The organism is Cryobacterium fucosi (genome assembly GCF_004403515.1).
Classification (GTDB): Bacteria; Actinomycetota; Actinomycetes; order Actinomycetales; family Microbacteriaceae; genus Cryobacterium; species Cryobacterium fucosi.
This window is the reverse complement of record NZ_SOHH01000064.1, coordinates 93,556-116,237: the sequence shown is the minus strand read 5'-3', so window position 1 is coordinate 116,237 and position 22,682 is coordinate 93,556. Positions and strand designations below refer to the sequence as shown.

The 22,682-nt window shown below is 69.3% G+C and carries 24 protein-coding genes and 1 tRNA gene; 17 read left to right on the top strand and 8 right to left on the bottom strand.

All coding sequences use genetic code 11. The features are described from left to right. Positions 1-10: 10 nt before the first annotated feature. From E3T48_RS08655 to E3T48_RS08645, 3 genes are read right to left on the bottom strand one after another with little or no spacing between them, the layout of a single operon-like run. Positions 11-1,930 carry a YhgE/Pip family protein gene (locus E3T48_RS08655; protein WP_134523653.1) on the bottom strand — a complete coding sequence of 640 codons (1,920 nt, stop codon included), beginning with the start codon at positions 1,928-1,930 and terminating at the stop codon, positions 11-13. After that, positions 1,927-4,866, bottom strand: coding sequence for an MMPL family transporter (locus E3T48_RS08650; RefSeq protein WP_134523652.1), 2,940 nt, complete (start codon positions 4,864-4,866; stop codon positions 1,927-1,929). The genes E3T48_RS08655 and E3T48_RS08650 overlap by 4 nt, the downstream gene beginning before the upstream one ends. A gap of 4 nt (positions 4,867-4,870) precedes the next feature. Next, the gene (locus E3T48_RS08645; RefSeq protein ID WP_134523651.1) at positions 4,871-5,521 is read right to left on the bottom strand and encodes a TetR/AcrR family transcriptional regulator; all 651 of its coding nucleotides are present in this window, start codon (positions 5,519-5,521) and stop codon (positions 4,871-4,873) included. A 117-nt stretch (positions 5,522-5,638) separates the two neighbouring features. Here E3T48_RS08645 and E3T48_RS08640 point away from each other — a divergent pair, with 117 nt between their 5' ends. Beyond that, on the top strand, positions 5,639-5,827 hold the full coding sequence (locus E3T48_RS08640; protein ID WP_134523650.1) for a hypothetical protein: 189 nt from the start codon (positions 5,639-5,641) through the stop codon (positions 5,825-5,827). Between the two features lie 93 nt (positions 5,828-5,920). Next, the gene (locus E3T48_RS08635; protein WP_134523649.1) at positions 5,921-6,352 is read left to right on the top strand and encodes a hypothetical protein; all 432 of its coding nucleotides are present in this window, start codon (positions 5,921-5,923) and stop codon (positions 6,350-6,352) included. Between the two features lie 28 nt (positions 6,353-6,380). Here the strand turns inward: E3T48_RS08635 and E3T48_RS08630 are convergent, their stop codons facing one another. Further along, positions 6,381-7,757 carry a glucose-6-phosphate dehydrogenase gene (locus tag E3T48_RS08630; RefSeq protein WP_134523648.1) on the bottom strand — a complete coding sequence of 459 codons (1,377 nt, stop codon included), beginning with the start codon at positions 7,755-7,757 and terminating at the stop codon, positions 6,381-6,383. Between the two features lie 29 nt (positions 7,758-7,786). Between E3T48_RS08630 and E3T48_RS08625 the strand changes: the two genes are divergently transcribed. The 7 genes from E3T48_RS08625 (at position 7,787) to E3T48_RS08595 (ending at position 13,604) form a co-directional block, all read left to right on the top strand. Continuing rightward, positions 7,787-9,619, top strand: coding sequence for a glycoside hydrolase family 15 protein (locus E3T48_RS08625; RefSeq protein ID WP_134523647.1), 1,833 nt, complete (start codon positions 7,787-7,789; stop codon positions 9,617-9,619). A gap of 45 nt (positions 9,620-9,664) precedes the next feature. Further along, positions 9,665-10,273 (top strand): biotin transporter BioY, encoded by a 609-nt coding sequence (locus E3T48_RS08620; RefSeq protein ID WP_134523646.1) that lies wholly within the window; start codon positions 9,665-9,667, stop codon positions 10,271-10,273. Further along, entirely contained in the window at positions 10,270-10,950 is a 681-nt protein-coding gene (locus tag E3T48_RS08615; RefSeq protein ID WP_134523645.1) for an energy-coupling factor ABC transporter ATP-binding protein, read from the top strand. Before E3T48_RS08620 ends, E3T48_RS08615 begins: the two co-directional genes overlap by 4 nt. Before the next feature lie 28 nt (positions 10,951-10,978). Continuing rightward, positions 10,979-11,572, top strand: a complete 594-nt coding sequence (locus E3T48_RS08610) for an energy-coupling factor transporter transmembrane component T family protein (RefSeq protein WP_134523644.1) — start codon at positions 10,979-10,981, stop codon at positions 11,570-11,572. 58 nt (positions 11,573-11,630) lie between these two features. Beyond that, a complete protein-coding gene (locus E3T48_RS08605) occupies positions 11,631-12,413 on the top strand; it encodes an alpha/beta hydrolase (protein WP_134523643.1) in 783 nt (260 codons plus the stop codon). Positions 12,414-12,433: 20 nt separating this feature from the next. Continuing rightward, positions 12,434-12,790: a DUF1801 domain-containing protein gene (locus E3T48_RS08600; RefSeq protein ID WP_134523642.1), complete on the top strand. Its 357-nt coding sequence runs from the start codon at positions 12,434-12,436 to the stop codon at positions 12,788-12,790. Between the two features lie 370 nt (positions 12,791-13,160). Further along, positions 13,161-13,604: a flavodoxin family protein gene (locus E3T48_RS08595; protein WP_134523641.1), complete on the top strand. Its 444-nt coding sequence runs from the start codon at positions 13,161-13,163 to the stop codon at positions 13,602-13,604. A gap of 94 nt (positions 13,605-13,698) precedes the next feature. Here E3T48_RS08595 and E3T48_RS08590 read toward each other — a convergent pair whose 3' ends face one another. From E3T48_RS08590 to E3T48_RS08580, 3 genes are all read right to left on the bottom strand, one after another. Then, entirely contained in the window at positions 13,699-14,592 is an 894-nt protein-coding gene (locus E3T48_RS08590) for a glycine betaine ABC transporter substrate-binding protein (protein ID WP_134523640.1), read from the bottom strand. A gap of 104 nt (positions 14,593-14,696) precedes the next feature. Beyond that, positions 14,697-15,638: an ABC transporter permease gene (locus E3T48_RS08585; protein ID WP_134523639.1), complete on the bottom strand. Its 942-nt coding sequence runs from the start codon at positions 15,636-15,638 to the stop codon at positions 14,697-14,699. Beyond that, the gene (locus E3T48_RS08580) at positions 15,635-16,921 is read right to left on the bottom strand and encodes a quaternary amine ABC transporter ATP-binding protein (protein WP_241986738.1); all 1,287 of its coding nucleotides are present in this window, start codon (positions 16,919-16,921) and stop codon (positions 15,635-15,637) included. Before E3T48_RS08580 ends, E3T48_RS08585 begins: the two co-directional genes overlap by 4 nt. Before the next feature lie 295 nt (positions 16,922-17,216). Between E3T48_RS08580 and E3T48_RS17235 the strand changes: the two genes are divergently transcribed. From E3T48_RS17235 to E3T48_RS08565, 4 genes are read left to right on the top strand one after another with little or no spacing between them, the layout of a single operon-like run. After that, positions 17,217-17,423 carry an ATP-binding protein gene (locus tag E3T48_RS17235; protein WP_420898361.1) on the top strand — a complete coding sequence of 69 codons (207 nt, stop codon included), beginning with the start codon at positions 17,217-17,219 and terminating at the stop codon, positions 17,421-17,423. Beyond that, on the top strand, positions 17,416-18,150 hold the full coding sequence (locus E3T48_RS08575) for a response regulator (protein ID WP_134523638.1): 735 nt from the start codon (positions 17,416-17,418) through the stop codon (positions 18,148-18,150). Before E3T48_RS17235 ends, E3T48_RS08575 begins: the two co-directional genes overlap by 8 nt. Then, on the top strand, positions 18,119-18,421 hold the full coding sequence (locus E3T48_RS08570) for an S-adenosylmethionine decarboxylase (protein WP_198417645.1): 303 nt from the start codon (positions 18,119-18,121) through the stop codon (positions 18,419-18,421). The genes E3T48_RS08575 and E3T48_RS08570 overlap by 32 nt, the downstream gene beginning before the upstream one ends. Then, the gene (locus tag E3T48_RS08565; protein ID WP_134523636.1) at positions 18,421-19,230 is read left to right on the top strand and encodes a hypothetical protein; all 810 of its coding nucleotides are present in this window, start codon (positions 18,421-18,423) and stop codon (positions 19,228-19,230) included. Before E3T48_RS08570 ends, E3T48_RS08565 begins: the two co-directional genes overlap by 1 nt. A gap of 103 nt (positions 19,231-19,333) precedes the next feature. Here the strand turns inward: E3T48_RS08565 and E3T48_RS08560 are convergent. Next, positions 19,334-19,409, bottom strand: a tRNA-Lys gene (locus E3T48_RS08560). A gap of 116 nt (positions 19,410-19,525) precedes the next feature. On the opposite strand from E3T48_RS08560, the gene E3T48_RS08555 reads away from it, so the two are divergent. From E3T48_RS08555 to E3T48_RS08540, 4 genes are all read left to right on the top strand, one after another. After that, positions 19,526-20,356, top strand: a complete 831-nt coding sequence (locus E3T48_RS08555) for an inositol monophosphatase family protein (protein ID WP_134523635.1) — start codon at positions 19,526-19,528, stop codon at positions 20,354-20,356. After that, positions 20,356-20,859 carry a septum formation family protein gene (locus tag E3T48_RS08550; protein WP_134523634.1) on the top strand — a complete coding sequence of 168 codons (504 nt, stop codon included), beginning with the start codon at positions 20,356-20,358 and terminating at the stop codon, positions 20,857-20,859. The genes E3T48_RS08555 and E3T48_RS08550 overlap by 1 nt, the downstream gene beginning before the upstream one ends. 39 nt (positions 20,860-20,898) lie before the next feature. Then, positions 20,899-21,354 (top strand): RrF2 family transcriptional regulator, encoded by a 456-nt coding sequence (locus tag E3T48_RS08545; RefSeq protein WP_134523633.1) that lies wholly within the window; start codon positions 20,899-20,901, stop codon positions 21,352-21,354. A 99-nt stretch (positions 21,355-21,453) separates the two neighbouring features. After that, positions 21,454-22,632 (top strand): globin domain-containing protein, encoded by a 1,179-nt coding sequence (locus E3T48_RS08540; protein WP_134523632.1) that lies wholly within the window; start codon positions 21,454-21,456, stop codon positions 22,630-22,632. Positions 22,633-22,682: the final 50 nt, after the last annotated feature.

Here is a 22,682-nt window from a genome sequence, read left to right as displayed (position 1 = left end):
TCGGCCAGGGTCACCCGCGGGTCAGGGCCACCCCGAACGAGCGCGCTCCGCGCCGTCGGGCAACGGTCCAGAGCGAGAGGAGCACCGCGGCCAGCGCGAACAGGGCCAGGAAGGCGGCAGGGGCCGCCGCGTTCCCGCCATCGCCGGCGGTGATGGCCTGCATTCCCCGGACCGCCCAGGTCAGCGGCAGGAAGGGGCTCACCGACTGGAACGGTTTCGCCACCAGCTCGATCGGGTACAGTCCGCCGGCCGCGGTTATCTGCAGCGCGAGCAGCACCAGGGAGACGACTATCCCGACGCGGCCGAAGGCGGCGACGAGGAAGTGGTGCACGGCGACGAAGACGAATGCGAGGAACACCGCGAAGGCCAGGGTCGACGGCAGCAACAGCCAGGACACACCGAGCGAATTATGCAACAGGGCGACGACGACCACGGCCTGGGCCGCCGCGACCAGGAAGGCCCGGCCGAGGCCGCGCCCGACCAGGCGGCCGGTCCCGGCGGTGGAGGCGAGGGCCGTCGCGGAGAGCGGACTCAGCACCAGGAAGATCGCCAGCGCACCGATCCACAACCCGACCGGCACGAATACCATGCCGATGATCGGCCCGATCGAATCGACCGGGTTGTCACGGCTGCTGACGATGACGACCGGTTCGGACACGACGGCGGCGGTCTGCTCCGGGTCGGTCTCGCCCAGCCTGGAGGCACTGGCCGCGCCGTCCTTGAGTCCCGATGCCAGCTCGCCGGCGCCGGATTCGAGCTGGTGGGCGCCGGATGCCGCGGCCGCGGTTCCCCCGGAGAGCCCCGCGACTGCGTCGGAGAGCCCGGAGATCCCGGCCTGGAGCTCGCTCGCTCCCGTGCGCAGCGCTGCCGACCCGGCGGCCAGGCGGGACGCCCCGGCGGCGCTCTGGGCGATTCCGCCCTGCACGCCGCTGATCGCGGTCGTCGTCTGGCCGCTGAGCGCGGTTCCCTGCCCGGCAAGGGTGTCGAGAGCGGCCTGGTAGTCGGCCAGGGACTGGGCGTACGGCGCATTCGTCGGGTTGGCGAGAAGTGCGGCGGTCAGCGAACCGAAACCGTCCGCCGCGCTGCCGACTCCCCCGGCGTACTGCGCCCAGCCGTCGCTGAGCCGGCTGAGCCCGGCCGCGCCCGTGCCGAGGCCGGCCAGGCCGGAGCTCAACGCGTCCACCCCGCCCGTGTAGCCCGCGACCCCCGAGGAGAGCGCGGCTGCGCCCGATGCCGCGGAAGCGGCGCCGGAGGCCACGGAGGCGGTGCCGGAGGCCAGGCTGTCGAGGCCGGTGGCGACGCCGGTCACCCCGGAGGAAACCTGCGCCGCGCCGTCGGAGGCACGGGTCAGGGATTCCCCCAACCCGGACAGGTTCGAGTAGAGGGCGCTGAGGTACTGCGCGGTGATGTCGCGTCCGAAGACGCCCGTCATGGCGGTGCCCACCGATTGCGCGACCGACCCGGCCAGGTAGGAGTGGGCGTCGTCGGTGCGGATGCCGAGGTCGGCGCGGGTGGGCGTCGACCCGCCGAGCGAGGTGACCGAGGCGGAGAAGTCGGCCGGGATGGTGAGCACGGCGTAGGCCTGGCCCGCGGCCAGCGCGGCCGCGGCATCCGCCGAATTGGAGATCGCCCAGGCGAAGCCGGTGGACGGGGAGCCGGCCGTCGCCGGCCCGGTCAGTTCGGTGACGAGCTGGCGCCCGGCGAGCACCTTCTGTTCCGAGCCGTCCGGCAGGGTGGTCGTGACGAAGGTGTCGTTGTTGACGACGAGGGCCGGCAGGGTATCGACCCGCTGGTCGGCGCTCGCAAGGGCGCCGGCGAAGAGGCCCGCGACGGCGAGCGGCACCACGATCAGGCCGGCCAGCAGTGATCCGAAGGCCCACCGTCGCTGCCCGGGCGTGCGGCTGAACAGTCTCTCAAGCCGCGTGCTCATCGTTGGAGGGCCTTTCTGTCGAGGTCGGTGCCGGTGTCCGTGTCGGTGTTGAGGGTGAGTTCCTGCACGGCTCTCGCGCCGTATTCGCCGTATGCGCCGGGGCCGCGGGCGGCGAGGGAACCGAACCCGGAATGTGTTCCGGATCCGAGGAGGAGCGTGGTGGCGGCCGGGGCGAGTGCCGCCAGGATGGCGACGAGATCCCTGCCGGCCGGGTCGACGGGGAGCCCGTCGCCGAGGTCGACGACGACGACGCGGGGGCGTTCCGCGAGCGCCGCCGCGACCAGCACAACGGCCCGATCGATGGCCGGCAGGGCGGCCAGGGGCGTGTCTGACGCGATCGGACGCGTTCCGGGCGGCTGCCCGAGGGCGATCTCCAGGCGGCCCAGCCAGACGACGAGCTCCGCGCGGCGCCTGGCCGTGCGGTGCCACGGGTGGGCGAGGTCGAGTCGTTCGGCCAGCACCTCGCCGACGGTGAGCCCGGTGTCGTGCCGACCGCCCACCTGGGCGAGAGCGACCGTGCGCAGGGCCTTGCCCCGCTCGCTGGGAAGCGGCGCGCCACACACCTGGAGCCGCCCCGAGACCAGGTCGAGGCGCCCGGCGAGGGTCGCGGCGAGTACGCGGCGGCGGGTCGCGCTGCCGGTGACGAGCACGACGGAGCCCGCCGCGACCGAGAGGTCGAGCGGCCCGAGCGGGGACTCCGGCACGCCGAGCAAGGCGCCCTCCGCGGTGATCGCGGAATCCTGGGCCCCGGCCCAGACGCTGTCGGCGAGGTGCCGGCGCAGGCCGACGCCCTCGATGTCGACGTCGGGCAGGAGCCGGTCGAGTGGGCGCGGCAGCCACCACGCCCAGGTGCCGGCGAGCGCCATCGCAGCCGGAACCAGCGTCATCCGCACGAGGAAGGCGTCGAGGAACACGCCGATGGCCAGTGCGAAGGCGATGCCCTTGATCGCCCCGGTTCCGTCGGGCACGAAGGCGAAGAAGACGAAGAACATGATCAGCGCCGCCGCCGTGACGACCCGTGCGGCGTGCGAGAAACCGTGCACGATGGCGTCGTGGGGGTTGCCGCTGGCGACGAATTCCTCACGCATCCCGGAGACGAGGAAGACTTCGTAGTCCATGGCGAGGCCGAACAGCACGGCCATCAGGAGGATCGGCAGGAAGCTCAGGATCGGCCCGGGATGGGCGACCCCGATCAGGTCGGCGAACCAGCCCCATTGGAAGATGGCCACGGTGGCGCCGATCGACGCGAACACGGACAGCAGGAAGCCCAGGGCGGCCTTGACCGGCACGAAGATCGAACGGAAGACCATGGTGAGCAGGAGGATCGACAGCCCGACGACGATCAGCGCGAACGGGATGAGGGCGTTGCTGAGCCGGTTGGAGATGTCGATCGAGACCGCCGTCGCACCCGTCACCGCGATGGGGGTGCCCAGCGACGCGTCGATCTCGGGTGCGAGGGCCCGAATGGACTGCACGAGGTCCTTGGTCTCCGGGGCGTTCGGGGCGCTGCCCGGCATCACCTGGATGATGGCGGTGTCGACCGTCGGATTCGGCGTTCCCTTGCTGACGAAGGCGACGTCGGGCAGGGCGCGCAGGCGTGCGCCGATGGCGCCGAGGTCGGCGAAGATATCCGTCGTCTGGGTGATATCGACGACCACGATCAGCGGCCCGTTGTAGCCGGGCCCGAAACCGTCCTCGATCAGGTTGTAGGCCGTGTACTGGGTGGATGCGGCCGGTTCGGAGGCGCCGTCGGGCAGGTTCAGGTCGAGGCTGAGGGCCGGAATCGCCAGCGTGCCGAGGATCCCGACGACGACGAGCACAACGAGCGCGGGCGCCTTGAGAACGACGCCCACCCAGAGCCGGCCGAGGGTGGGGCGACCGGTGTCCGGCATCATGGCGCGTCGGTGGGCCCGTCCTCCGGGTCTCGGGGCGAGCCTCGCCCCGGCCAGGCCGAGGATCGCCGGCAGCAGGGTGATCGCGACCCCGATCGACACGAAGACCGCGAACGCCGCGGCAACGCCCATCACACTGAGGAACGGGATCCCGACGACGAGCAGCCCGAGCAGGGCGATGATGACGGTCAGGCCGGCGAACACGACGGCACCGCCCGCCGTGGCGACGGCGGTGGCGGCGGACTCGTGCGGCTCGATGCCGCGCGCCAACTGGGTGCGATGCCTGGACAGGATGAACAGGGAGTAATCGATGCCGACGGCGAGGCCGAGCATGAGGGCGAGCATGGGAGCGGTGCTGGACACGGGCACGAACGCCGAGATCGCGGTGATGCCGCCGATGGCGACGCCGACGCCGATCACAGCCATCAGCAGCGGCATCCCGGCGGAGACGAGCGAGCCGAACGTGACGAGCAGCACCACCCCGGCGAAGAGCAGGCCGAAGACCTCGGTGATGGTGATCCCGAACGTGTTGTCCTGGAACACCTGGCCGCCGAACGCCACCTGGAGACCGGCGTCCCTGCCGATCGATGTGGTCGCGGTCAGCCCGTCGAGGGTGGCCTGGGTGACCTCGGTCGACGGTCCGCTGAGCTGCGCCTGGCTGAACGCGGTCGACTCATCCTTCGAGATCGCGCCGGAGGCGTACTCCGAGAAGGGGGTGATCACCGTGTCGACGCCGGGCACGTCGCCGATCGAGGTGGCCATCTCCTCGATGGCGGCCCGGTAGGCCGGCTCGGTGACGGATGCCCCGTCCGGCGCCCGGTAGACGACCTGCACCTGGGCGCCGGCCGCAGCCGGGAACACCTCCGCGAGCTTGTCGATGGTGTCCTGGGATTCGGTGCCGGGGATCGCGTACGACTCCTGGCTGTGTCCGCCCAGAGCGAAGCCGCCGCCGAGGATCCCGGCCAGGAGGAGAACCCAGATGCCGAGGATGAGCCAGGCGCGACGGTAGGCGACATGCCCGATGCGGTAGAGCAGGGTGGCCATGGTGCTACTTCCGGGACTCGGACGTGTGGACGGCGACGGGGGCGAGAAGTTCGGTGATCACGACGGAGAGGGCCTGGCGGATCTCGTCGGCCGGGGCGATGTCCTTGTTCAGGAAGGTCATCCCCGCGACGAGGGTGTACGCGGCGCCGCCGAGGGCGATTCCGAAGCGGATGCGGTCTTCCGTGCTGGCGCCCTCGTGGCAGAGGGTGTCGGAAAGGCGCACGATCAGCAGGCCCGCCCGGTCGATGACCGGAATGCCGCGCAGTGACTGGGCCTGGTTGATGAAGGTGTGCAGCTCCAGCCGGAACTCGAGCAGGAAGTCGATGAAGTCGTCGACGAAACGCCGCCGCGACGCGGTGCCGTCGGGGGCGGCGACGAACCGGCCGAGGATGACCTCGAGCCGGTCGATCGCGGGGGTCAGGACCTCCCCCAGCAGGGCCTCCTTCGAGGCGAAGTGATACAGCACGCTCGATTTCGAATAGCCGGCGGCATCGGCGATCTGCTGCAAGGAGGTACCGGCGAAGCCGATCGACGCGAACTGGGCGAGTGCGGTGGCCCGCAGCTCGTCGCCGGTGCTCGGCCGGGTGACCGGATGCTGCCGGGACTCGGCGTGAGGCGCGACAACGGGGTGAGTCGGGGAAGATTCTGGAGGCACCCGATCACCCTACTTGACCGATCGGTCAAATCCTGCACGATCGGTCAGAGATTGAGACAGCACGCGGGGAACCTGAGACGGCCCGGCCCGGTAGCGTAGGAGGCAGGAGGCCCTCACATGCGAAAATTCATCTTCAGTAGCGCCATGATCGGTGTCGTCGCCGGCGGGTGGAACATCCTGCAGGCCACCCGGAGCGGTCCCAGGGACTGGCGCCTCGTCCTGATGTGGCTGGGTTGGGCGCTCAGCGCCGCGGTTGCCATCGGCACGGTCATGAAGGACGCGGACGAACGGCAAATCGAGAGCTGACTTGCGGTTTCCCGCGGCGTGTCATCCAGTCAAGCCCCCTTCCGGGCGGCACACTGGTAGCAACAGCAGCATGCCAATTGAAAGGGGCTCCCGATGTTTGGTCGCCGACGTCGCGTCGCACCGGTCATTGCCGCACCCGTGCCCGAGCTCAGCGACGAACAGGTTTTCGCCCTCCTGCACAACCAGCTGTCACAGCTGGTAGGCGCCCAGGGCAAGTGGACGCTCGTCCCCCGCAGCGACAGCGACACTGACGTGATCTTCCACGGCCTCAAGGCCCACCAGATCGCCGCCTCCCTCGCCGCGGTGCTGCGCTCCGAGACTTCGCTCCTGCGCGGCGAGGTCGTCGCCGAGCCCACCGCGCTGCCCTGGACCCCCGCGCCGATCTCCGCTTGGGCTGGTCCAGAGCACGCTGAACCAGAGCGCGCAACGGTGAACGCTCCGGTGCACCTGCCGACCTTTTCCGCGGCCCAGCCCGTGACCCAGCCGGCCCCGCAGTCGGCGGAGCGCGCTCGCCTCGTCGCCTAGCTTCTCCCGCTCCGCCGGACGCCTCCCCTCAGCCGAGTTCCTTCCACTCTGCGGGGCCGGTCGACCCCGCCGGGTAGTCGTCCATTGGGACCTTCCCCGCGCGCCAGGCCGCCAGCACGGGCGCCACAATGCGCCAGCATTGCACCGCGGTGTCGGCCCGGACCGACAGGGCAGGGTCTCCGTCGAGCACCCCCTCGAGCACCTCACCGTAGGCCAGCAGCTGGCCAGGGCCGAAGGATGCTCCGAGGCGCACCCGGTCGAGGGTGCGCGGGTCTCCCGGTCCGTTGAGGTTGAGGTCGATGGCCATCTCGTCGGGCCCGAGGAAGATTCGCAACACGGTCGGTCCCGGCAGTCCGCTCAACCCGATCGGCAGGTGGGGCACGGGTTTGAAGGTGATCGCGATCTCCCGGCGGCGTTCGGCGAGCGCCTTGCCGGAGCGGAGGGTGAACGGCACGCCTGCCCACCGCCAGTTGTCGATTTCGAACGTCACCTCGGCCAGGGTCTCGGTGTCGTTGGCCGCCCGGACGCCCTTTTCGTCCAGGTAGGCCGGGAGGTGCCTCCCGTCCACGGTTCCCGCGGCGTACCGTGCGCGCCGGCTGGACCGGGTCGGGCTCCCGCCGCGCAGCCGGGTGGCACGGAGCACGAGGCCCTTCGCGTCACGGAGATCGGCGGCACCCAGCGACGACGGCGGTTCCATGGCCAGCACGGCCAGCACCTGCAGGAGGTGGCTCTGGATCATGTCGACCAGCGCCCCGGCCCGGTCGTAGTAGCCGGCGCGGCCCTCGAGTCCGAGCTGCTCGTCGTAGACGACGTCGACGCGTTCGATGTGGAGGTTGCTCCAGAGCGGTTCGAAGATCCGGTTGGCGAACCGCAGTCCCACGAGGTTGAGCACAGTGGAGCGTCCGAGAAAGTGGTCGACCCGGTGGATCTGGTTCTCCGGCACGAGCCTGGCCAGCCGGGCGTTCAAGGCAATGGCCCCCTGTTCGTCGACGCCGAACGGTTTCTCCAGGGCCAGCTGCGTGCCGTCGGGGAGGGCGACGTCGGCGAGGGCGTCACAGACCCCGGCTGCGACGGCGGGCGGGAGGGCGAAGTAGATCGCGGGCACGCCGGAGCAGAGTGCGATCAGGCGCTCCAGCTCGGCCGCGTCTGCCAGGTTGCTCGTGTGGTATTCCGTCGTCTCGAGGATGTCGTCCACCGCGGCACCGGACCCCTCACCGACCGCGAACGATTCTTTCAGCCGGGCCAGCCACTCGGCAGGGCTGAATTCCTCGCGGCCCGCCCCGATCAGCTGAACCCGCCGGTCGGGATGGGCGGTGAGCAGCTGGCCCAGGGCCGGGAGGAGGAGACGGCCGGCAAGGTCTCCGCCGGCGCCGAGGATCAGGAGCGTCGTGATTGGCTTGGTCATCAGCCCAACGTAGCTGGCAGGATGACTGCATGGCACTCAATATCGAGGATTATGCGCTGATCGGCGACTGCCATTCGGCCGCGCTCGTCGGCCGGGACGGGAGCATCGACTGGCTCTGCCTCCCCCGGTACGACTCGGCGTCGATGTTCGGGGCGCTGCTGGGCGACGAGGACCACGGGCGCTGGCTGCTGGCGCCGGCGGACCCGGCCGCCACCTGCACCCGTTCCTATGAGGAGGGCACCTTCATCCTCACCACGCAGTGGACGACGCCCGGCGGTTCGGTCGAGGTGATCGACTTCATGCCGCACGGCGATCATCGGGCCGACGTGCTGCGCCGGGTGCGCGGAGTGTCGGGGGCGGTGGAGATGATCGAGGACCTGCGTATCCGTTTCGGCTATGCGACGACCATGCCGTGGGTGCGCCAGGTCACGACCGGCGGTGAGCACGGATTGGTCGCGGTGGCCGGGCCGGACGCGATCATCGTGCGCGGCCCGGTGCTGCACGCCGCCGACCACCGGCACGCGGCCCGTTTCCGTGTCATCGCCGGCGAGGACGTCGACCTGCAGCTGAGCTGGTACCCGTCTCACCGGGAACCGCCGCCCACCCTCGACGTCTCGGCGGCGTATGCGACGACGGCCGCGTGGTGGCGTGGCTGGGCCGGGACCTGCACGCACGAGGGTCCCTACCGCGACGAGGTCGTGCGGTCGATGCTCGTGCTGCGCGCCCTCACCCACGAGACCACCGGGGGCATCGTCGCCGCGGCCACCACCTCCCTGCCGGAGCTGCGCGGCGGCCACCGCAACTGGGACTACCGCTACGTCTGGCTCCGGGATGCGGCCCTGACCCTGACCGTGCTGCTCTCCCACGGGTACGAGGTGGAGGCCCACGGCTGGCGGGCCTGGCTGCTGCGGGCCGTGGCCGGCGACCCGAACGACGTGCAGATCATGTACGGGCTCGCCGGGGAGCGGTACCTCCCCGAGCGTGAGCTGACCAGCCTGCCCGGCTACCGGGGTTCCGGACCGGTGCGGGTGGGCAACGGCGCCGTCGACCAGTTCCAGTCCGACGTGATCGGCGAGGTGATGGTGGCCCTGCACGCCGCCCGGGAGGCCGGCATCGCCGAGACCGAGTTCTCCTGGCCGTTGCAACGCGCGCTGGCCGGGTTCCTCGAACAGAACTGGTCACGGCCGGACCAGGGCATCTGGGAGGTTCGGGGGCCGGCCCGCGAGTTCACCCATTCCCGGGTCATGGTCTGGGCCGCGTTCGACCGGTTGGTGCGTGGTGCGGCCGAGTACGGGCTGCCCGGCCCGGTGGAGCGCTGGGCGCGGCTCCGCGACGAGGTGCGCCACGAGATCGAGGAGCGCGGGTTCGACCGAGCCCGGAACAGCTACACCCAGTACTTCGGCGGCGAAGAGGTGGATGCCTCCCTGCTGGTGCTCCCACAGGTCGGCTTCTGCGACGCGTCGGACCCACGGATGCTGGGCACGGTCGCCGCGATCGAAGCCGACCTGCTGCGCGAGGGCCTGGTTCTCCGCTACCGAACGGACGCCGTCGTCGACGGCCTCGCCGCGGGTGAGCATCCGTTCCTGGCCTGCTCGTTTTGGCTGGTCGAGCAGTACGCCGCCTCCGGCCGCGAGGCGGACGCTGTGGCCCTGATGGATCGCCTCGTCGGCTTCGCCAACGACGTCGGACTTCTGTCGGAGGAATACGACGTCGACGCCGGCCTGCAGGCCGGGAACACTCCGCAGGCGCTGAGCCATTTGGCCCTCGTGCGGGCGGCCGACGCGATCGTCGGTTGCGTTGCGGCAGCCGCGGGCGCACCCGCGACCGCCCCGGCGACCAGAGATCCGGCCGATTCTTTGTAGGTCTTCCCCAGCGGCGGGGTGGCCGCTAATTCTAGATTGAAGAGCATGACAGCCCGAACCCTCACCGTGCGCGATCTCGCCCAGATCGCCATCTTTGCCGCCCTCATCGCCGCCCTCGGGCTCCCCGGCGCCCTGACGATCGGAGCCGTCGCCGTGCCGATCACCTTCCAGACCCTGGGTGTGATGCTCGCCGGAGCGATCCTCGGGGCGCGCAAGGGCTTCTTCGCCGTGCTCCTCTTCCTCGTTCTCACCGCGGCGGGCCTTCCGTTGCTCTCCGGCGGCCGAGGCGGGCTCGTCTGGTTCACCACTTCGCCATCGGCCGGCTACCTCTACGGCTGGCTCGCCGGGGTGGCCGTCATCGGCTACCTCACCGCGGTGCTGCTCCCGAAGTACCCGTTCTGGCCGGCCCTGGGGGCGACCGTGCTCGGTGGGATCCTCGTGATCTACCTTTTCGGCGTTCCGGTCACCGCGATGAACCTGGGCCTGCCGCTCTGGGCCGCGCTCGTCGACAGCATCAAGTTCCTGCCCGGCGACCTGGCCAAGGCCGTCGTGACCGTGCTGGTCGCCCGCCAGGTGCACAAGGCCTACCCCGGCCTGATCCCGGTCGCCGTCCGCCGCAAGCCGTCGATCGCGGCGGGGCGCGCTGGTCGATGACCCGGATCACGTTCGACGGGGTGTCCCATTCCTATGGGGAGCGCAGTGTGCTGCGGGACATCCGGCTGGACCTCAGCGAGCACCGGATCGGGGTGGTCGGGGCCAACGGCTCCGGCAAATCCACCCTGGTGCGGATGATCAACGGGCTGATCACCCCCACCAGCGGCACCGTGAGCGTCGACGGCCTCAATGTGGCCCGGAACGCCAGGGAGGTGCGTCGGCAGGTCGGCTTCATCTTCACCAACCCCGACAACCAGATCGTCATGCCGACCGTGCAGGAGGACGTGGCCTTCACCCTTCGCCGGCGGGGGCTGACCCGGGAGCAGGTGGCCGAACGCACGGCGGCCGCCCTCGACCGGTTCGGGCTCAGCGCCCACGCCGACCACCCGGCCCACCGGCTCTCCGGCGGTCAGAAGCAACTGCTGGCCCTGGCTGCCGTGCTCGTGGCCGAACCGAAAATCGTTGTCGCGGACGAGCCGACAACGCTCCTCGACGCCCGGAACGCCCGACGGATCACGGAGCTCCTGCAGGAGATGAGCCAGCAGGTCATCGTCGTGACGCACCAGCTCGAGCTGCTGGCCGGGTTCGACCGGGTCGTCGTGATCGAAGAGGGCGAGGTCGCCTTCGACGGCATCCCCGACGCGGCCCTCGACGCCTACCGGGAGTTGCTCGCGTGAAGGCGCCGGACGAGATGCGCCTGCCGTCATGATCGGCCTGTACCACCCGGGATCCTCGATCATCCACCGCACGCCGACCCTGCTCAAGCTGTTGCTGTTGTCCGTCGGCGTGACAGTCGTCGGGCTGCTCGGCGAGCCGTGGCAGCTGCTTGCCGCCCTCGGCGGCGTCTTCGTGCTGTACGTCGTGGCCGGCGTCCCCCCCCGGCCGGCCTGGCAGCAGATCGGCCCGATTCTCTGGATCCTGGTCATCGCCGTGCCGCTCCAGGCCCTGTTCGCCGGCTGGACGACGGCCGGCATGATGGCCGGTCGCCTGGTGGTCGCGGTCGCGCTGGCCGCCCTGTTCACCCTCACGACGACGGTCACGGCGGTTCTCGAAGGGTTCCAGGCGCTGCTGCGTCCGTTCCGCCGATGGGTCGATGCGGACCGCGTCGGCCTCCTCGTCGCGCTCACCCTCCGCTGCATTCCGCTCGTCGCGGAGATCGTCGCGGAGGTGCTCGAAGCGCGCAGGGCGAGGGGCGCCCAGGGTTCCCTGCTCGCCCTGGCCGTTCCCGTGGTCGTGAGGTCGCTGTACGCCGCGGATGCGATCGGTGAGGCTTTGGTGGCCCGCGGACTCGACGACTGAGCGCATCCGCTCTAGATTGGGAGCCCGCGCCGCCCGCGCGCCCGATGGAAGAGGAACGATGTCCCGGACTGCGACAACCGGAGAGTCCCGGCCGGGCCGGATCCTGCGCCGGGTGCGCCTGCTCGGTTGGTTGGCTCTCTCCTCGTTCGTGCTCGCCATCGTCGTCTTCCTGGTCTGGGCGAACACCGTGCGCACCGTTGAGCGGGGTGCCGCCGACAGGGTGTTCCGCAATCCGGCGGTGTCGGTGACCGACACCGCGAACGCGGTCGTCCTCGCCCCGAGGTCGGGGGCATCCGGTGTCGGCCTCGTCTTCATCCCCGGCGCCCGGGTGGACCCGTATGCCTACCTCTACAAGCTCGCGGGAACGGTCGAGGAGACCGGGCTGACAGTCGTCATCGCGAGGCCAGTGCTGAACCTGGCCATCCTCGACCTGCGGCCGCTCGACACGTTCATCCGGGTCGCCCCGAGCGTCACGACCTGGCTGGTGGGCGGGCACTCCCTCGGCGGGGTCAAGGCGTGCCTATATGCCGACCAGCCCCAGGTCGCCGGGCTCGTGCTCTTCGGGAGCTATTGCGCAGCCCCCCTGACCCGGCCGGACCTGCCTGTGCTGAGTGTCACCGGCAGCGCGGACGCCCTGAGCACACCGGGGAAGATCGCCGACACCGCAGGGCTGCTGCCTGCGGACACCACATTCGTTGAGATTCCGGGGGCCAATCACGCCCGGTTCGGCGACTATGGAGTGGAGATCGGCGACGGCATCGCGACCGCGACCACGGATGCCATGGCCGCCGCGATCACCCGCGACCTCACCGCGTTCCTGGCCGATTCGACCCCGCAGTAGCCGAAGACAGGAGTCCCACCATGCCCTCCCCCACGACAGTCGACGAGTATCTGGCTTCCCTCCCGGAAAACCTCGCCGCCATCGGAAGGACCCTGCAGGCGCAGTTCGACGAGGCGCTGCCGCGTGCGGACGGGCAGATGTGGCACGGCCACCCGGTCTGGCTCACCGCGAAGACCCCGGTCGCCGGCTTCAAGGCGTATCCGGCCTACGTGACCCTGTTGCTGTGGCGAGGCCAGGACATCACGGACCCCTCCGGCCGGCTGGAGGCGGCCGGTTCCGGCAGGATGAGTTCGGTGAAGCTCCGCGGCAGCACCGATCTCGACCTCCCGCTCCAGGCCGACTGGCTCCGACAGGTGCGCGAGCTCGGCACCGCCTGACCCGGCGCGTCGGTGGTCGAGCCCGTCCGGTGGTCGAGCCCGTCCGTGGTCGAGCCCGTCCGGTGGTCGAGCCTGTCCGGTGGTCGAGCCTGTCCGGTGGTCGAGCTCGTCGAGACCCGGCGGCGTGATTTCGACAGGCTCAATCACCGTCGGTGGTCGAGCTCGTCCGGTGGTCGAGCCCGTCCGGTGGTCGAGCTCGTCGAGACCCGGCGGCGTGATTTCGACAGGCTCAATCACCGTCGGTGGTCGAGCTCGTCGAGACCCGGTGCGCCGGTTTCGAGGGCCACGCGCCCCCCTTGTCGCACCCATCCTGCGGGGCCACACTGGGCACACCAGCACCTACCCGAACCCGATCGCTGGAGGTCCCGCCATGAGCACACTCGTCGTTTACGACTCCAACTACGGCAACACCCGAATCGTGGCCGAAAAGATCGGCGCGGAAATCGCCGAGGGAACCGCCGTGGTCTCCGTCTCCGGTCTCACCCCCGAGCGCCTCACCGGCGTCGACCTCCTTGTCGTCGGCTGCCCCATCATCGGCTGGCGGCCGTCACCGCGGATGCAGGCCTTTCTTGCCCAGCTCGGCGTCGGCACGCTGCACGGCGTGAGGGCGGCGGCTTTCGACACCCGCGTGCGGCTGTTCATCCACGGTGACGCCGCCGGAAAGATCTCCCATGCCCTGGAGCGCGCCGGCGCCCACATCGTGGCCCAACCCCACGGCTTCATTGTTGAAGGCCGCGAAGGTCCCCTGGCCGCGGGCGAACTCGAAAAGGCCGCCGAGTGGGCCGGAGCGATCATGCCGACCCTGCATCGCTGAGCCTCGGTCCGACCACTCCGCCTCGGCCGACGTAGGCAGGCGGAAGGCCCCCGTCGAGATCGACGGGGGCCTTCCGGTGAGCCGGGGCTTTACGCTACCTGCTGGTGAGCGACTCGACGTAATCCTGGTTCTCGGCAATCCACTTCGCGACCACGGGGCCGTAGTCACTGCCGTCGTATTCGACAAACATGGCGTCCTCGAGCGACTGCAGCTGGTCGAGGTCCATCTTGAAGCCCGAGAGCCAGCCGGCGGCCTTCGGGAAGTCCTTCGTGAAGTCGGACTTGGCGTAGGTGTGCAGGCTTTCGGTTGCCGCCAGGGCACCCTCAGGGTCTTCGAGCGTCTTGATCGGCAGGGCGCTGTAGGCCCAGTGCGGCTGCCACAGGGTGACGACGATGTTCTCGCCGGCCTTGGTGGCCGCGGTCAGCTCGGTGAGCATCGCAGCCGTCGACGAGGTGACGAAGTCCATCTTCTTTAGGTCGTACGCGGGGATGACCTTGTCGGTCGTCGCCGCGGTCAGGCCCGCGCCCGGCTCGATTCCCACGATCCGGTTGTCGAACTTGTCGGCGTTCGCGGCGAGGTCGGCGAGGGAATCGACCGGGGCGTCGGCGTTCACCGCGATGGTGAGCTTCGCCTTGTCGTTCCACGCGCCGAGATCGACGATGTCGTCGCCGTACTCCTTGAGGTAGGAGGCATGCGTGTCGGGCAGCCAGACGTCGAGGGTGGCGTCGTAGTCGCCGGTGGAGAGACCGGAGAAGACCGGCGCAACGTCGGCCTCTTCGAGCGTGACGTTGTAGCCCTTCTCGTCGAGGATCGCCTTCCACAGTTCGGAGGCGGCGACGCCCTCGTCCCAGCCGTTGAACACGGCGATGGTCATATCTTTCTTGTCTGAGTTGCCGTTGCCGACCTTCGAGTCGGCGGCGGTGCAGCCGGTGAGAGCGAGGAGCCCGGCGGCTCCGATGGCGATCATGGTTTTCGAACGGTTCTTCATCGTTCTTCCTTACTTGTCGCCCCTGAGGGCGACCGGGTTGACGCTGGATTGGACGCGGCGATGCCGCGCGGGGAACGGATGCGAGAGCATCCGGGAGAGCTGGATCAGGCCGGTACCGGCGCGGCCGAGCGTTCCGGCGCGGGTTCCGGTAGCGCTTCCGGCGCCGTGATGGGAGCCCCGGGCCGGCGGCGGAGGGAACCGAGTGCCCGGCCGAGTGGCGTACCGCCCGTGCCGAGCGCCGCCGTGAGCCGGTCGAGGTAGATCGCGAGGATCACCACGGCCAGGCCCGCTTCGAAGCCGAGCGCGACGTCGATACGGTTCAGGCTGGCGACGACCTCGGCACCGAGACCGCCGGCACCGACCATCCCGGAGATGACGACCATCGACAGGGAGAGCATGATGACCTGGTTGATGCCGGCCATGATCGTCGGCATGGCCAGCGGAAGTTGGATCTGCCGCAGAATACGCCACGGCGACGCGCCGAAGGCCTGGCCGGCCTCGACGACCTCCTGGTCGACACCGCGGATGCCGAGTTCGGTGAGCCGGACCCCGGGTGCCATCGCGAAGATGATCGTCGCAACGATGCCAGGGACGACGCCGACCCGGAACAGGATGAGCGCCGGAATCAGGTAGACGAAGGCAGGCATGGTCTGCATGAAGTCGAGGATCGGTTTGATGATGCTCGACGCGACCTTCGACTTGGCCGCCAGGATTCCCAGCGGCACACTGAACACGATGGCGAGGATGCTGGCAACGAGCACCAGGGCCAGGGTGTCCATGGCGTTTTCCCACTGGTCGACGCCGAGGATCACGAGCAGGCCGACCACGGTGCCGAGGGTGAACTTCCAGCCCCGGGTGAAGTACGCCAAAGCCGCGGCGACCACGATGATCACCCAGAACGGCGGCGAGACGAGGAGCACGTCGACGACTTCGAAGGCGCCCTTGAAGACGGCGCGAATGAAGTCGAAGAGGAAGCCGAACGATTCGGTGATGTAGTCGATGAAACCCTCGACGATGGTGCCCAGGGGAAGTCGGAAGTCGTTCACAGGCCGGCTCCTTCCAGAGCGGTGTCGCGCAGGGTTTCGGTGATCACCTTGACGGAGATGGTGGCCGGCGGCTCGATCACGGGCAATTCGCCCGTGCCGGTGCTGACGTTGCCGAGGGCGGCCAGCAGTGTCACCCGAGGGATCACGCCGAGGAGCCGGTTCTTCTCATCGACCACGGCGATCGCCAGGTCGCTGCCGACCGACGCTTCGACCAGGTCGACCAGAGGGGTGTCCGGGCTGACCGAGGTGGCGTCGCCGCGGACGATGGCGCGCAGGTCGGTGTCGCCGGCCTTCACCTGGCGCAGCACGTCACGGTCGCGGACGACCCCGGCGAAGCTGCGGTCGCGGTTCAGCACGAACGTCGCGGAGGTCTGCAGGTCCCGCATGGTGCGGAGCGCGGCCCGGGGGCCGGCCGTGATCGTCACGACGCTGCGCACAGGCTCCATCACACTCGCGGCTGTGAGAACGCGGGCGCGGTCGACATCCTGCACGAATTGGGCCACGTAGTCGTTTGCCGGGTCGGTCAGGATTTCCTCTGGCGTGCCGATCTGCACGATGCGGCCGTCGCGCATCACCGCGATCCTGTCGCCGAGGAACATCGCCTCGTTGAGGTCGTGGGTGATGAAGATGATGGTCTTGCCGAGCTCGGCCTGCAGTTCGTTCAGCTGTTCCTGCATCTCCCGGCGGATCAGCGGGTCGAGTGCGGAGAACGCCTCGTCCATCAGGAGCACGTCGGTGTCGGCGGCGAGCGCACGGCCGAGGCCGACGCGCTGCTGCATCCCACCGGAAAGCTCGGAGGGCAGGCTGTCGGCCCAGCCGTCGAGCCCGACCAGGCGAATGATGGTGCTCGCGCGCTTCAGGCGTTCGGAGCGGGCGACGCCCTGCACCTCGAGCCCGTAGGCGACGTTGTCGATGACGGTGCGGTGGGGCAGCAGTGCGAAGTGCTGGAACACCATGGACACGTTGTTGCGGCGCACATCGCGCAGCTGCCTGGCCGGGATCCCGGTGATGGACTGCCCGGCGACAGTCACGGTGCCGGAGGTCGCGTCGAGGAGCCCGTTGAGCATGCGGATGAGGGTGGACTTGCCCGAGCCCGACAGTCCCATCACGACGAAGATCTCTCCGCGTCGCACCTCGAAGGAGGCGTCGATGACGGCCGCGGTGCCCAGTGAGGCTACCTCGTCCCGGCTGGCTCCCCCGGTCAGTTTCCTGACCATCTCGTGCGGGCGGCGCCCGAACGCTTTGTACAGTCGATCAGCCTTGACGGCAATGGTTTCGGTCACGGATTCTCCGATGCACGACGGGCGCAGCCGTTGTCACGGCCGACGGATCGGGTGCACGCTTTGTCGAACGGGTGGGCCGTGACCGGCCCGGGCACCATTGTGGCGTGGGCTGGGGCGACCATGGGGCCGACTCCATCAGAGCCTCACCATACGCCCACGGCCGACTAGGCTGGCGGCGTCGTGTTCGCGTTCTGGTGAAGGGTCGTTAGACCAAGAGTCAGTCTAACACAATCCCCCTTTTCGGGGGTGATCAGCCCCCCTTCCTGCCGGTCAGCGGGCGACCGCCGAGGCGGACATCCTCCGCCACGGCGTCAGCACGAAGAAACCAGGTGCGCACGGTCGCGGCCTGGGCCTGGCCCTCGTGCGCCAGACCGTCAATCGCCTCGTCGGCACCCTCACCATCGGACGCCGGCGCGGCGCGGTGTTCACCGTCACGCTTCCCGGTCTGTCGATCCCCGCGAGCGGTCGGGCAACGCTCGGGGCGGAGACCTCACGTGCCTGACTCCGACATCCGGGTGCTCGTCGTCGAAGACGAGGCCATCGCCGCGGAGGCGCACACCGCCGACCTGGGCCGCTTGACCGGGTTCGTGCACGCCGGAACGGCCTCCGACGGCCAGACCGCCCTTCGCCTGTTGTCGGCTGCGGCCTCCCTCGGCAAGCCGATCGACCTCGTCCTGATGGACCTGACCCTGCCCGACCTGCAGGTCGTGCGCGGCGCCGTCGCCGCGGGCATCGTGCAGTACCTGATCAAGCCGTTCACATACGCCACCTTCGCGCAGAAACTGGCGCAGTATCGCGATTTCAGGCTCCAGCTGGGCACCCCGTCAGCGCTCACCTCGCAGACGGAAATCGACCAGGCATTCGCCAGCCTCCGCACACCCAGCGAGCTGCCCCGGCCCAAGGGGCTGGCCGAGGGCACCCTCGCCGCCGTGGTCGACTTCGTCAAGTCGCGCAGCCAGCCGATCTCGTCCAGCGAGGTCATGGACGAACTCGGGATGTCGCGGGTGACGGCCAGACGCTACCTCGATTTCCTGGCCGACTCAGGCTCGGTGCTGCGCACGCGGGGAGGAGCCCGCGTTTCAGATGATACTCTCAGCTTGTGCGGCGATCTAAGACCCAGCGTCTCGCCGCCGGAACAGGTTCTTGGGGGCTGTCTGCATGATCGATCTCGCACCGTCGATATATCGTCAACGACTGGTGATCGAGGCTTACCCCAGGGAAGAGATTAGCGCCGAGCAGATCACGCGCTACCTTGCCGGGCTGGCTCCGGTGCTGGACATGAAAGCCCTGATCGAGCCGGTGACGCACCGCAGTGATACGTTCGGGTGGGCCGGCTGGACGCATTGGGAAACCTCGGGAGCGCACTTCTATGCCTGGGAGCAACCCATCCTCTTCTACAGCGTGGACATCTACACCTGCAAGGCCTTCGATCCGCTCACCGCAGTCGAATACACGAAGGAATTCTTCGACAGCGACGACGCCGTCTACAAGGAATTCTGATGACCGACCGACGGGTCGCGCAGGAGACCGCCGAGTTCACACCAGGCTACGACCTGTCCGCGGATGAAGTCGGGGACCTCACTGCGGAGCTCCTGGCCTCCCTCGACTGCGACTGGCCGGCGAAATACCGCTACGTCGGCATCGAGATTGCCGGCGACAGCCCGTTCTCCAACATCGCCCGCCACATCGAACGGGTCGTGTTCGAGGAGTCCTTCGGCAACGATGCCGCGCAGATGACGGCGGAATACGGCCCGTACGAGGCCGGCAGCGTCTTCTTCGTGTCGATCGACCGGTCCACCGAGATGCCGAGCGGCGCTCTGAGGATCATCGGCAACTCCCCGCGGGGCTTCAAAACCCTCAACGATGCCCGATCCGAGCCGTTCAGCATTCGGCCGGCCGACGTGGCGGACCAGCACGGCATCGACGACCCTGACGCCCTGTGGGACGTCGGGACGGTCGCCGTCCTGCCGCAGCACCGCAGCGGCGCGGGCGCCGTCAGCGTACAGCTCTATCGCGCGATGTACCTCTCCGCGCTCCAGCACGGGATCGACCACCTCGTGTCGATCATCGACGATGTGCCGCTGCGCAAACTGGTCGGGTTCCTCGGTATCCCGTTCGTACCGCTCGCGGGCTCCGCCCCCGGACCCTACCTGGGGTCGCCGAAGAGCCAGGCCGTGTATTGCCACGTCCCCGACTTCCAGCCCAGAACGAGAAGGCATCGGTGGACGGTGCGGGGATTCCTCGCCCGTAAGGCCCTCGCCCGCCTGGCCAGAGGGAGCGACGACGACGCGCTCAGCCTGGTTTCCTGAAAGATCCGGCTTCCTGACGCCGATACGACCGGCGCGACCGTCCGACAACGCCGGGTACGAAAAAAGGGCCGGATTCCTGGTCGCCCAGATTCCCGGCCCTTCATGGTGCACCCCCCCGGACTTGAACCGGGAACCCACTGATTAAGAGTCAGTTGCTCTGCCAATTGAGCTAGAGGTGCATGTTTCCGACCCGGGCTGACCCGAACCGACTCTAGAGACTAACATCTCGACGGGCTCCGATGCGAATCGTGACGCACACCGGCGAGCCACTCCCGCATTTACTATTCTTGGACGTGTGACCACGCCGCGAACACCCTCCCTCGACGACGACCTCGACCTGGCGACCCGCCTCGCCGACGTGGCCGACGCCATCTCCCGGGAGCGGTTCACCGCCCTCGATCTCGTCGTCACCGAGAAGCCGGACCGCACTCCGGTGACGGATGCCGACCAGGCCGTGGAACGCGCCGTCCGCGGGGTCCTGGCCGAGCAGCGCCCGACCGACGGCATCCTCGGCGAGGAATACGGCGCTGAAGGCACAACCATTCGGCAATGGATCATCGACCCCATCGACGGCACCGCGGGCTTCCTCCGCGGAATCCCGATCTGGGGCACGCTCATCGCCCTGGCCGTGGACGGGGTTCCCGTCGTCGGCATGGTCAGCGCCCCGGCGCTCGGCAAACGCTGGTGGGCGCGCACGGGCGGTGGAGCCTGGATGACCGACGAGCGCACACCCGGCGCCTCCCCCACCCGACTGCGCGTCTCCGGGGTGGCGACCCTCGACCACGCCTCCCTGAGCTACAACAGCATCCAGCAGTGGGACCAGGCAGGACAGCTTGACGCCCTCGTCCGACTGTCCCGGCAGGTCTGGCGCACGCGCGCCTACGGCGACATGTGGTCGTACATGCTGCTGGCCGAGGGGCTGCTCGACATCGCGGGCGAATTCGATCTCAAACCGTATGACATGGCGGCCCTCGTGCCCATCGTGCAGGAGGCCGGCGGCCGGTTCACCTCCGTCGACGGCAGGGACGGCCCCTGGCACGGCAGCGCCCTGGCCACGAACGGCCTGCTCCACGAGGCGACGCTGCGCACCCTCGGCCGCGCTGAACCCGCAACCGTCGCCCCGTAGTGCCGGCCAGGAGGAACTTCCCGTCGGCGGCACTGGTCGGGGTCCCGTTCGCGGTCGCGATCGCCTTCACCGGCTGCAGCGCGGTCGCCGATCTGCTGCCGGCGACGCCGCCGAGCGCGACCGCCACCACTCGGCAAGCCGCCACGCACATCACACAGCGCCTCGCCATCGCCGATTGCCTGAACGACCTCGACGCCGCCTCCCCCGCCGGGATCCCGGTCGCCTCGTGCGCCGCCCCGCACGGCTACGAGGTCTATGCCATCCTCCCCGTCCCCGGCGTCGACTACCCCGGCGACGACGCGGTCACCGCGGCCGCGGAATTGGGTTGTGCCACCCGGTTCGAAGCCTTCGCGGGGATGGACTACCGCGGTTCGGCGCTCGACTTCGGCTATATCACGCCGACGGACGCGAGCTGGGTCGGGGTGGGCGACCACGCGGTGACGTGTGTGATCTACGATCCGGCCGGGATGGTGGCCGGAACCCTGGCGGGCGCCGCGCGCTGAGCGCGGCCCGGGACCCGGAAGGGACCGTACTCTGGAGGCATGAGGATCAATGCCTTCACGGACGTGTGCCTCCGGGTGGCCATGCTCCTGGCCGCCGCACCGGATGGCGTGCTGCTCACCTCGCGCGTCATCGCCGACGGCGTTGACACCCCGTACAGCCATGTCAGCAAGGCGATCATCCGGCTCCGGGAGCTGCAGGTCGTCGAGGTGGTCCGAGGCAGGTTCGGCGGCGTACGTATCAGCGCGACAGGGCGGGAGACCACGGTCGGCTGGCTCATGCGCCGATTGGATACCCGCACCGACGTGGCCGACTGCGAGACCCCCCACGGGGACTGCCCGCTCAGCGGCGGCTGCGGACTGCGTGCCGCCCTGCGACGGGCGAGGGAGGCCTTCTACTACGAATTGGACGACACGACGATTTCCAGCCTCATCCCTCGTCGCGGGTCCGCATCCGTCAGCCTGACGTTGAGCACAATGACCGGGAACACACCGTAGGACCGGGCGCGTTGCGCATCCGTTGAGCCCGAAACGGGCTAATTAGCATGTGAGATGCTAGTTTGAGAGGCGTCCCCCCTCACCTTCCAAGGAGCCGGCATGCTGTCACCCCAGTCCCTTCCCCTGATCGATGCAACGCTCCCGATCGTCGGTGAACGTATGCCCCGCATCGCCGAGAACTTCTACGGCCGCATGCTCACCGCCCACCCCGAACTCTTTGACGGCCTCTTCAGCCGCTCCAACCAGAAGAGCGGAACCCAGCAGCAGGCCCTGGCCGGCAGCATCGCCGTCTTCGCCACCTACCTGGTCAAGAACCCGGACACCACCCCGGAGGCCATGCTCTCCCGCATCGCCCACAAGCATGTCTCCCTCGACATCCGCCCCGAGCAGTACGACGTCGTCTACCGGTACCTCTTCGAGGCCATCGCCGACGAACTCAGCGACGTGATCACCGCCGAGATCGCCGCGGCCTGGACCGAGGTCTACTGGCTGATGGCACACGCCCTGATCAAGCTGGAGAAGGGCCTCTACGCCGGAGCTGCCAGCGACAGGCCGCTCGCCCCCTGGGTGGTGACCGGCAAGGTGGCGGCCGGCACCGATGCGATCACCTTCACTCTCGAGCCGGCCGACGACACCCCGGTCACGCCGAGCCTGCCCGGGCAGTACGTCAGCGTCACGGTGCGGATGCCGGACGGCATCCGCCAGGTGCGCCAGTACTCGCTCTCCGCCGGCACCGCCACGACTCGCGTCTTCACCACGAAGCTCGACGCCGACGGCGAGGTCTCCCCCGCGCTGCACCGCGACGTACAGGTCGGCGACGCCCTGATCCTCTCCAACCCCTGCGGCGACATCACCCTCGCCGAGGGGGACACCCCGCTGGTCCTGGCCTCGGCCGGCATCGGCTGCACCCCGAGCGCGTCCATCCTGCGGTCGCTCGTGGACAGCGCGTCCACGCGCGAGGTGCTGGTCCTGCACGCCGAGAGCTCCCTCGAGAGCTGGGCACTCCGCGATCAGATGCGCGAAGACGTCGCCCTCCTCGAGACGGCCGAACTGGAGCTGTGGCTGGAAACCCCGAGCCTCGAGACCCCGAGCGACGACGCCCACGCCGGTTTCATGTCGCTGAAGAATGTGGTGATCCCCGAGAACGCGTCCGTCTACCTATGCGGCCCGCTGCCGTTCATGCGCAGCCTCCGGGCCCAGGCCCTGGAGTCCGGCGTTCCGGCCGACCGCATCCACTACGAGATCTTCGGCCCCGACCTCTGGCTGGCGAGCGTCTGACCCGTCAGGCCGCGTTCGCGCTCGGCTCGCCATCGCCAACCCACGCCGCC